General features: G+C 66.5%; 2 protein-coding genes and 1 pseudogene. 2 read left to right on the plus strand and 1 reads right to left on the minus strand.

The window, feature by feature from the left end:
• Positions 1-214: transposase (locus ABGB16_RS33500; protein ID WP_347672062.1), on the minus strand; the 214-nt coding region annotated here is incomplete at its 3' end.
• 312 nt (positions 215-526) lie between these two features.
• Between ABGB16_RS33500 and ABGB16_RS33505 the strand changes: the two are divergent.
• Both ABGB16_RS33505 and ABGB16_RS33510 read left to right on the plus strand, forming a co-directional pair.
• Positions 527-1,391: pseudogene (locus tag ABGB16_RS33505) on the plus strand (IS5 family transposase).
• A gap of 505 nt (positions 1,392-1,896) precedes the next feature.
• Positions 1,897-2,338, plus strand: a 442-nt coding sequence (locus ABGB16_RS33510) for a hypothetical protein (protein ID WP_347672061.1), incomplete at its 3' end; no start/stop codon positions are given.

The raw sequence follows: 2,338 nt of genomic DNA on the forward strand, positions 1-2,338 counted from the left end.
AGTGGTAGACCAGCTTGTGGTGGGGGAAGTCGGCCGGTAGCGCGTCCCACTGGCAGCCGGTGCGGTCGAGGTAGCGGATCGCGTCCACGATGTCGCGGCGGGGGTAGATGATCGGCCGGCCACGTCCAGTGCCGGCCGGGACGTGTGGGGCCAGGACAGCCCACTCGGCGTCGCTGGTGTCGGAGGGATAGTGCCGTGGCCGGGCGGTGGGCAGGTGAGCATCAAGGGCGGCCGGGGTGATGGATGCGGCGACACCGGCGACAAGGTGTACAGACAGGGTTGGGCCTTCGGTCGTGCCGGTTTAGTCGCCTTTGCTCGTACCGGAGGCCCTTCCTCATGTCACGCCGCCACGCTGGCGCGATCACCGCAGTCGACCTTTGCCGCGCGCCCAGCGATGCCCTGAAACCCTTATTTACCAGGCTCTTATTTACCAGGCTCTAAGAGGGCATCTCGTCTGGATCTAGGCTGATACACGCTGGTTGATGCCTTGCCGGCTGCGAGGATCTTGAGTCGTGATGATCGACGTATGACGACCCCTCGCCGCCCGTATCGCACCGATCTGTCCGACGCCCGGTGGGCGCTGATCGAACCGACCATGACCGCCTGGCGGGCTGCCCAGGGCGGCCTGGGCCTCCGTAAACCCGTGCATGACCTGCGGGAAATCGTCAACGCGATCCTCTACGTCAACCGCACCGGCATCGCCTGGGAGTACCTGCCCCACGACTTCCCCCCCGTACAAGACCGTCCACTCCTACTTCACCCGCTGGGCCGCTGACGGCACGACGGAGACCATCCACAACCTGCTGCGCGGCAAAGTCCGGCAGGCAGCCGGCCGCGACACGGAGCCCACCGCCGCGATCATCGACTCCCAGAGCGTCAAGACCAGCAGCAACGTCCCCGAAGCCAGCCAAGGCATCGACGCCGGCAAGAAGATCAAGGGCCGCAAACGGCACCTCGCCACCGACGTGCTCGGCCTGCTGCTGGTCGTCATCGTCACCGCCGCCAGCATCTCCGACACCGCCGCCGGCCGCGACGTCATCGACCACCTCGCCGCCACCCACCGTCACATCAGCACGGTATGGGTCGACTCCGCCTACCGCACCACCGTCATCGAACGCGGCGCCGCCCACGGCATCACCGTGCAAGTCGTGGCCAAAACCCCAGGCCAGAAAGGATTCCAGCCCCTACCGAAGCGATGGGCGATCGAGCGCACCAACGGCTGGCTCATGCTCCACCGCCGACTCGTCCGTGACTACGAAACGTCACCAGGACACTCGCGGGCCCACATCCACTGGGCCATGATCGACAACATGAGCCGACGACTCACCCACGAATCGACACCATCCTGGCGCGACTTTCAACCCGAAGCGGGCACTCCACCGCACATCTGAACGGGATGCCCTCTAAGAGCGGCGGTTGTAGCTTCCAGCCCGAAATCAACGGCAACGCTGGTCAACCGGCTCTCGGCGCGAGCAGCACCGCTGTCCTGCGGCACCTGCTCTGACCAGCGTTGTCGTTGATCTTTCGCTGTCTACTTACCGGGAGGCCTGTTCGCCCATGCCGCGCGTCTGGATGTGTGGTGGCTCACGTGTGGGTGGGGATGGCTCGTGTCGCCGATGTCGACTACCGTCACTTTACGGTGAGGGGTGCGTGGCTCTCGGTGATCGACATCTTGGGTGGTGGTGGAGGCGTCGGTCGGGTTGCGGGGCGGGGAGTTGGGGCCTCGGCCGCCGGGTGGGGGCAGTGCCGAGGTCATCGCCGACGAGGTGGTCGGGGGCTGGGGTGGCGGTCAGCGCGGTTGACTGATCCGCGCTGGGTGCCCCTGATCCGGGGCGGGGAAGGGAGCGTTGCGCGTTGGCCGCCGCCGTTCCGACCGTTGAGCTCGACGAGAGCGCGATGCGGGTTTTGGAAGGGTTCACCGGGTTCAGGTTGTCCCGGGCGAAGCTGCCGTTGTTGTGGCAGGACATCGGTACGGCCGAGGTGCTGGAGCATCGGGTGCGTACGGTGCTTGGTCCGTTGCTGGAGCAGGCGATCAGGGCGGTCGGGGAGGCGGGGGAGGGCGAGGTCTTCGACCGGTTCGTGGCCCAGACCGTTCCGTTCGTGAGGAAGATGGCCGAGACGGCTGACCTGCTGCTCGCCGTGATCGAGGCGGAGAAGAAGTTCTTCCTCGAGACGGAGACCGGCAAGCGTACGGCGGTGGCCATGTTCAGCTTCATGCAGGCCGAGTTCGCCGTCGCCGCCGCGATGTGGTTCTGGAATCCGGTGGGGGCGGCGGCACACGTCGCCCAGACACGGTCCGTCATCCAGGCGGTCCTGCGTTCGGCGTTGGTCCGCTCGG

Origin of the sequence: Micromonospora sp. B11E3, from assembly GCF_039871625.1 — a bacterium.
GTDB lineage: Bacteria > Actinomycetota > Actinomycetes > Mycobacteriales > Micromonosporaceae > Micromonospora.